General features: G+C 67.1%; 6 protein-coding genes and 3 pseudogenes. 5 read left to right on the top strand and 4 right to left on the bottom strand.

Features of this window, described 5'->3' with window-relative positions; translation table 11 throughout:
- The first annotated feature begins 297 nt into the window (after positions 1-297).
- Both ACIBAF_RS48965 and ACIBAF_RS48960 read left to right on the top strand, forming a co-directional pair.
- Positions 298-1,488, top strand: coding sequence for an NAD(P)/FAD-dependent oxidoreductase (locus ACIBAF_RS48965; protein WP_399473303.1), 1,191 nt, complete (start codon positions 298-300; stop codon positions 1,486-1,488).
- A gap of 10 nt (positions 1,489-1,498) precedes the next feature.
- A complete protein-coding gene (locus ACIBAF_RS48960; protein ID WP_399473301.1) occupies positions 1,499-2,437 on the top strand; it encodes a sigma-70 family RNA polymerase sigma factor in 939 nt (312 codons plus the stop codon).
- A gap of 214 nt (positions 2,438-2,651) precedes the next feature.
- On the opposite strand, the pseudogene ACIBAF_RS48955 reads toward ACIBAF_RS48960, so the two are convergent.
- The 4 genes and pseudogenes from ACIBAF_RS48955 to ACIBAF_RS48940 form a co-directional block, all read right to left on the bottom strand.
- Positions 2,652-3,059: pseudogene (locus ACIBAF_RS48955) on the bottom strand (transposase family protein); the annotation flags it as partial.
- A 16-nt stretch (positions 3,060-3,075) separates the two neighbouring features.
- Positions 3,076-4,199: pseudogene (locus ACIBAF_RS48950) on the bottom strand (IS110 family transposase).
- A 240-nt stretch (positions 4,200-4,439) separates the two neighbouring features.
- Positions 4,440-4,652, bottom strand: a pseudogene (locus ACIBAF_RS48945) (IS5/IS1182 family transposase); the annotation flags it as partial.
- Between the two features lie 9 nt (positions 4,653-4,661).
- Positions 4,662-5,270, bottom strand: coding sequence for a helix-turn-helix domain-containing protein (locus ACIBAF_RS48940; RefSeq protein WP_399473299.1), 609 nt, complete (start codon positions 5,268-5,270; stop codon positions 4,662-4,664).
- Positions 5,271-5,847: 577 nt separating this feature from the next.
- On the opposite strand from ACIBAF_RS48940, the gene ACIBAF_RS48935 reads away from it, so the two are divergent.
- The 3 genes from ACIBAF_RS48935 (at position 5,848) to ACIBAF_RS48925 (ending at position 7,189) form a co-directional block, all read left to right on the top strand.
- Positions 5,848-6,291 carry a DUF6093 family protein gene (locus tag ACIBAF_RS48935; protein WP_399473297.1) on the top strand — a complete coding sequence of 148 codons (444 nt, stop codon included), beginning with the start codon at positions 5,848-5,850 and terminating at the stop codon, positions 6,289-6,291.
- Positions 6,288-6,710 carry a DUF6093 family protein gene (locus ACIBAF_RS48930; protein WP_399473295.1) on the top strand — a complete coding sequence of 141 codons (423 nt, stop codon included), beginning with the start codon at positions 6,288-6,290 and terminating at the stop codon, positions 6,708-6,710. Before ACIBAF_RS48935 ends, ACIBAF_RS48930 begins: the two co-directional genes overlap by 4 nt.
- 101 nt (positions 6,711-6,811) lie before the next feature.
- Positions 6,812-7,189 carry a hypothetical protein gene (locus ACIBAF_RS48925; RefSeq protein ID WP_399473293.1) on the top strand — a complete coding sequence of 126 codons (378 nt, stop codon included), beginning with the start codon at positions 6,812-6,814 and terminating at the stop codon, positions 7,187-7,189.
- The last annotated feature ends 289 nt before the right edge of the window (positions 7,190-7,478 follow it).

Genomic DNA, 7,478 nt, shown 5'->3' with positions numbered 1-7,478 from the left:
GCATGGGCATGACGAGCAGTCGCCCCGGACGAGTATCAGTCCCACGATCGAGCGATCACGAACCGGGGAAGATCGGACTTAACGTCCACTGAGTGGGTGACATAAAGCCTTTTCCAATTGCGATGCCGATCTATAGTCGGCCATCGCCCCGTTGCGACTGCCCAACACAGGCCCAGGCACCTGCCGGAGGCTCAGCCGCTCGTTTTGGTTCGGTGACCGGTGTCACACCCAGTTCCTGTCAGCAATCGGGGCGCCATCTCGTTCAAACGGCACGCGAATCGAGACAGGAGCAACGCCATGAAGCACCGCATCGTGGTACTCGGAGCCGGATACGCCGGGGCCTTCGCCGCCGGAAACCTGGGCCGCCGGCTCTCTCCAGCCGACACCGAGATCACCGTCGTCAACGCCGTGCCCGACTTCGTTGAGCGGATGCGGCTCCACCAGCTCGCAATCGGCCAGGACCTCACGTTCCGGAAGCTCACCGACGTGTTCGCGGGCACCAGGGTGTGCCTGCGCCTGGCGCGCGTCACCGGCGTCGACCCCGAGCGCCGGACCGTCGCCGTGACCGGCGAGGACGGCGACGGCGAGCTCATGTACGACACGCTTCTCTACGCGCTCGGCAGCTCCGTAGCCCACCACGGCGTCCCGGGCGTGGCCGAGTACGCCTTCGACGTGACTGGCCTGTCCTCGGCGCTGCGTCTACGCGAGCGCCTGGCCGGACTGGGCGAGGGCGGCGCCGTGCTGGTCGTCGGTGAGGGGCTGACCGGCATCGAGACCGCGACCGAGTTCGCCGAGTCCCGGCCTGACCTCTCGGTCGCGCTCGCCGCCCGCGGCGAGCTGGGAGCCTGGCTCTCCCCGAAGGCCCGCCGTCACCTGCACCAGGCTTTCGACGGGCTCGGCATCACCGTCCACGAGCACACCGACATCGAAGCCGTCGAGCCGACACAGGCGATCGCCGCCGACGGCACGTCCATCCCGGCCGACGTGACCGTGTGGGCCGCCGGGTTCGCCGTGGACCCCATCGCGGCCGGCAGCGGTCTGAAGGTCGCCGAGACCGGCCAGATCGTCGTCGACGGCAGCATGCGCTCGGTCTCACATCCGGACGTCTACGCCGCCGGTGACTGCGCCTACGCGATCGGCGAGAACGGCCGGCCGCTGCCGATGTCCTGCGCCTCGGCCGGCGTCACGAACATGCAGGCGACCGCCGCGATCATCGCGCGCCTGACGGGCAGCAAGGTCCCGACTACCGGGCTGAAGTATTACGGCAATCACATCAGCCTCGGGCGGCGGGACGCGATCTTCCAGATGGTGGACGGGAACGTCCGGGCGAAGTCCTGGTACCTGGGCGGCCGGATGGCCGCGCGGCTCAAGTCGGGCGTACTCAAGGGGGCCGGGTGGGGCATCGCTCACCCGACCTTCGGCATGCCCAAGCGCAGGCACCGCCTGGCCGCCTCGCCTGACCGGGCTGGTGTGAGGGTTGCCGCATAGGCTGCTCCGCATGGACAGCGCAGCCATCGATCGGTTCGAGGCCAGCCGGGGCCGGCTGGCCTCGCTCGCGTACCGTCTGCTCGGCTCGGCCGCCGACGCCGAGGATGCCGTGCAGGACGTGTTCCTGCGCTGGCAGGCCGCGGACCGGGAACGTATCGAGGTGCCGGAAGCGTGGCTGACCAAGGTCGTCACCAATCTCTGCGTCGACCGGCTCCGCTCGGCGCAGGCGCGCCACGAGCGAGCGGCCGGTGTATGGCTGCCCGAGCCGCTCCTTGAGGGCGACCCGATGCTCGGTCCGGCCGAAACCTTCGAGCAGCGCGAATCGGTGTCCTTGGCCGTACTGATCCTCATGGAGCGCCTCTCGCCGGTCGAGCGTGCCGCTTACGTCCTGCGCGAGGCCTTCTCGTACCCCCACGCCGAGATCGCCGGGATCCTCGACATCACCGAGTCCGCGAGCCAACAGCATGTCCACCGGGCCCGGCGCCGGGTCACCGCCGAGCGCCGCGGCGGCGACGAGGTGGACCCCGCGTCCGCGCGCCGGATCGTCGAGGAGTTCCTCGCCGCCGCCACGTCGGGGCGCACCGAACGGCTGGTGGCGATGCTCACCGCCGACGCGACCGCAATTTCGGACGGCTACGGACTGGCCAGGCGGCTGCTGCGGTACGACACCCGCGAGCGCATCGCCGCCTATGTGCGGGCCGGTTTCAAGCCCACGCCGGCGAAGCGGCGGCTGGCCGGCGGCTCCCCCGCGTTCCACATCGCGCTGGTCAACGGCTCCGCAGCCGTCCTCGCCGTGGTCGACGACCGGGTCGTGGGTGCCGTGGCGTTCGAAGTCAGCGATGGCAAGGTCGCGTCCCTGCTCGGCATCGCCGCCGCGGACCGGCTCGCGCGCCTCAACGAGGCATGGCGGCAGCACGAACTCGACGCGCCGGTCATCACCGCATGGTGACCAGAGCCGCCGGAATCCAGTGACCTGAGTCGGAGCGAGGACGGCACCCCTTCGGCCCCCGCGCTGCACAGCAGCACGGGGGCCGAAGCACGTCGGTGTCCCGAATCAGACTCGGCCATGAGATTCGGATTCCCGATGGCCAACTACGAATCGTCACGGAGGGCTGACCAGGGCGGATCCAAGGGGCCCTGGCCACCGATCGCTCGAAGTCACATCAACTGCATGCTGAGATGGCCAGGTGGAGGGCGAGGACGGCCTTCATGATGTCGGTGATGCGGGTGGTGCTGCAGCGGAGCTTCCGTATCAGGCGCCACTGCTTGAGCGTGGCCATGGCCTGCTCGCCGACGGCGCGGATCTTCGCGTGGGAGACGTTGACGGCTCGCTGGCCGGACGACAGCGTGTCCCACCGCCCGCGGTAGGGAACGCGGACTGTGCTTCCCGCGCCCTGGTAGCCCTTGCCGGCCCAGCAGCGGATGCCCGCGTGGGTCAGGACGTCGATGATGCCGTGGGTGCGGGCGGCCTTGATGTCGTGAACAGCGCCGGGCAGGGCAGCTGAGGCCCACAGCAACTGACCGAACGGATCGGCTAGGACCTGCACGTTCATGCCGTGCTTCTTGTGTTTGATGCCCCTATGTTCGTCAAGGTGCGGTCGTGAGGGTCGCTGGATCATCAGGCTGCTGGTGGCATGTGACCATGTCGGCGTGTATCAGGGCATAAACCTCGCGGGCTGCGTAGCGTTTCAGGCAGCGCATTACCTCGCGCTTCCCCTTTCCCTCGGCGGTGCGCCGCTCCAAATAGACGCGGGTGCGTTCGTCCTGTCGCATGCGCGTGACCACGATGCGGTGCAAGGCGGCGTTGGCCTGTCTGTCCCCGCCCCGGTTGAGCCGGCGACGCCGGCTCTTGCCCGAGGACTGCTCGACGGGACTGACGCCGCAGAGCGCGGCGAAGGATGCCTCGCTGCCCAGCCGCTCAGGGTTGTCGCCGACTGCGATCAACAGGGCCGCCGCGCTGTCCGGCCCGATCCCGAATCGTGCCAGCAGGCTGGGCGCGGTGGCCTTGACTGCTGTGGTCATTCGCCGCCCGAGCTCGGTGACTTCCTGCCGAAGCCGCAAGACGCGCTGTGCGAGCAGCCGGAGCGTGAAGACCGCCGTGTTGGCAGCCGGATCGTCACCGCGGGGGTCGACCAGCTCCGCGCAGCGGCTGACCAGGAGCCAAGTCGAGAGCGGCTCCAACTCCTCGCGCAGCGTAGATGGAGCGTTGACCAGCACTGCTTTGAGCTGGTTGAGCGCCTGGGTGCGTGCCTTGACCGCGGAGTTCTTCGCCAGCCGGAGGATGCGCAGTGCTTCCACCTGCCCGTCGCCGCTCTTCGGCAGTGCCCGGGCTGTGCCCGAGAGCGCGGCCCGGGCGGGGGCCTCGGCGTCGATGGCGTCGGTCTTTCCGCGGCGCCGCCGGGTGGATCGGTCGGCTGGTTGACCTCAACCACCGCCACCTGCTGGGTCGCGAGGTAGCGGGCCAGACCGGCACCGTAGGAGCCGGTGCACTCCACCCCGGCCCGTAGAACGGTCCCGCATTGACCTGCCCAGTCCAGAAGTTGGCGGTCGCCGGCTGCGGTGGCCGGGAACTCTCCCGTGCCCAGCAGCGCGCCAAGGTGGTCAAGGACGGCGGCGACGTGCACGTCCTTATGGGTGTCGATGCCGAGCACCACCGAACGCGGCGCAGCCGGAGCCTCAGCATCTTGGACGGCACGGACGGCAGTGGGCATGCTGAGGGTGGTCACGGTGCTCCTGTTCGACGACGCTGTACCGATGGCCAGCGCCGGTCGGTGGAGCGGTCAGGACTGTGACGGTGCCTTCTAGGCCAAGGCCCCTATCGGGACACGCTCCGTCGGCCCGGTGCTGGTACACGTCGCTCCGGCCGGGCCGACAGATCAAACACAAGGCACAGAAGCCAGCCAGAGTACGAGTCAGGCCACGGCCGGAACGACACGGCCATCATCCTCACAGCCTGAATAATAGGGGCGGTCGGCGGCGATCCGGTCGATGGGCAGCAGGGTGCCATCCAAGATCACGAACGCCTTTGCACTGCCCGTGCTGGTGGCCTGCTGGAGCGTGGGCGCGAGGGCTGCCAGGACATCGATGGCCTCGGCGACGTACTGGTGCGCGGTGGCCACCCCGATGTCAAAGGCTGCGGCCAGAGGGGTATAGGTGTCGCCGCAGTCAAATGATCATTTTGCCGTGCCGTCGGCCGGAGGGGAATTTCGGCCTGCCCTGGCCTCATTGAGCAGCTGCAGCCAATGTTCGACATCGCTCGATGGCCGGCCCATCGCTTGGAGCAGGGCCATCAAGTACTGGCGCGGCGGAAGATGCCTGCCAGCGAAGTAACCGCCGATAGTGCTGGCCGAGGAGTCGGTGCGTCTCGCTACTTCACGGACGGTCAAGCCGGACTCTTCTCGCAGAATGGTCAGTTGCCTTCCGAAATTACGGATGGAGCTTGACCGATCTGTAGCCCGTTCAGATTCAGACAAGTCCGGCCATGTCCGCACGGGGGGCGTCGAGGTTCGTTTTTCTCCGACGGCATCCGCCCATAGTGCAAGCAGGTTTTCGACCTGCTCTTCGGTGCATCCGACTGCGCGCGCGATCTCGCCCGTGATGCGCTGGCTTGGCAACTGCGGCCCAGCAAGGGCCCGGTAGACGGCCTGCCGACTTCGCGGGATGCGCTCTCCGATGCTTGCAGCTGAGAGGTCGCCATGGGTGCGCACCAGGTCGTGGAGCGAGGTGAAGAACAGGGCTGAAGCGCCTTGGACCGGCGGCTTCTTGATGGCCTTCTTGGGCACCTAGAACCTTTCAGGAGACGGATTATGCCTAGCTGTTGCCTACTCCATGCCTACCAGATGACTCAACCTTATTAGCGCATCTACCAGCGGTGATGTGGTGGCTGTACAAAGAAGGGGTCGTACAAGACAGGTCGGACATCCTCCTCGGGCGGCGTTGCTCAAACCCGTGGCCCGGCGGGCTGTCCAAGCGAAAGGCAGGCGAGATCGTGCAGTTCTTCCGCGTCACTCACCATGGTGGGGCACACCCGTTGGCCTCCGGTAGAGGTCCGGTGGTCCTCGTTGTGGTACTGGTGGTGATCCTTCTTGCCCTGCCGGCCGACCGCGTCGGCGCTACCGCGTCTTTCCTGACCGCTGTGATGCCGATGCTCTATTTGGCAGCCCAGTCCCATTGGATGCGCTGCTGATTCTGCTTGCTTCTTGTGGGTCTGCCTGCAGGTGAGCGCCGCCGCCCAAGCCTGGGCGGCGGCGTCCGTTTGTCCCCAACACATGAGACGGCTCTCGCTGATGGCGCTGTCAAACTTCAGTGGTGAACCGCCGATGAACCGACCTGTCTGTTGTCGTCGCTACGCTCGAACGCATGAACACTCCGGCTGAAGGATTGACCCTCGGGGCCGTCAGCGCCCTGGTCGAACGCAAGATTCTTACCGACACTGTACGAATCAGCAGAGCGGCCGAGCCGGTCTTCAACCCGGACACAGGCCAGTACGAGCCCGGCCCGCCCGTCATCATCTACGAAGGACACGGCGGGATCTTCCCCAACGGTGATCCAGGGATCGTCCTGCATCTGGAAGGCCAGGCGTACGTCGACGACTCCACGTCGAAGTACAAGCTGGTAACGCCTCTGGACGCCCCGGTGGCTTCGCGGGAGGACACGGTGAGCGTCGTCAACGCTGCCGACCCGGCAGCGATTGGCCGTACGTGGCGCGTCCTCGATGTCGGCCAGACCTCCACTCTGGCCGTGGTCCGCACGACGTTCCTGGATCAGAACACTCAATCCAGCACTTCGGGCGGCACCTCGTGAGCACGCCGATCGACACCGAGGCGGAACGGGAGAAGCTGGAGGCGACGCTGCTGGTGGACACGGTACGGATCACCCGCCCAACGGGTACTCCCCAACTCGACCTCTCAACCGGCCTCCTGGGGTCTGTGCCGGCGGAGTCGGTCTACGAGGGGCCGGGAGCTGTCCTGTCCGGCCACGGACAGGTCACCGCGCAACACGTTCTCGGGCGGGAATGGCTGGACGACACGGTCAGCTGGTATCGCCTCCTCACGCCTATCTCAGCGCCTGTTCCCGTGCGGTACGACCGCGTGGAAGTTGTCGCCGCAGCGGGCGAGCATGCGGCAACAGCAAATCGGGTGTGGCAGGTCCTCGATCCGTCGGAAGCATCCACGGTCGAGATCGTTCGGGTGACTCGTCGCGACGAGATCACGCCTCCGTAGACGGCTGGCGAGCTGGGCTGCCACCGGATACCCGTAACCTCATATAGGTGCCAACACATCAGAGTGTAAAACCCATTTCTTCCGAGGGTGAGCCCCTCTCAGTGCGCGTCACCGGGCAGGGGCATACCGCCGTCGTGGAGATCGGTGGTCACGACGTCTCCCGGGACCTCTCTGCCTATTCGGTGGCTCACCGCGCGGGCGACGTACCGCAGATGGTCATCGAACTCTCCCCGAGATCCACGGCGGCCGGTGTGTTCGAGGGCTTGGCGCACGTCGTCATCGGCGTCCCGCCGGACCCTGGCCCGGCAGCGGCTGCCTTCCTGTCCGCGATCAGCCCCGCCGAGCTGGAGAAGACTGCGCTCGACCGTCACGACCTCATGGACGGCCGTCCGCACGAGCTGACCCGTGCAATGCTCGCCCTGCTGCGGGAATGGGCCCTCGGCCAGTGGGGCGAGCCGGAACCGGAAGACGGGCAGTGAGTCAGTGGCGTCCTCGCTGAATCCGCACCCTAACGCCCACCCTCTTGCGGGCGCTTACTCAAACGCGTTCCAGATTGCCGCGCAGCTCGACGCGAGGGCGGCGCGCACTCTGCCCGAGGTCACGGCCACCGTCCAGCACTACGCGATGCTGTTGGAGACCAGGATCAAGGCCAAGGCCAGCGGTAGGCCGGGCCGAGTAATTGTCAAGACTTGTGGATCAGTTGAGGTGGATCACGCTGCGAGGGTCTTGTCTCGTTCGACGAGGAGGCCGTTCTCGAAGCGGGCGCCA

Source organism: Streptomyces sp. NPDC051677, assembly GCF_044453465.1.
Taxonomy (GTDB): domain Bacteria; phylum Actinomycetota; class Actinomycetes; order Streptomycetales; family Streptomycetaceae; genus Streptomyces.
Note: the sequence above shows the minus strand (reverse complement) of the source record. Positions and strands in the feature narration are given on the sequence as shown.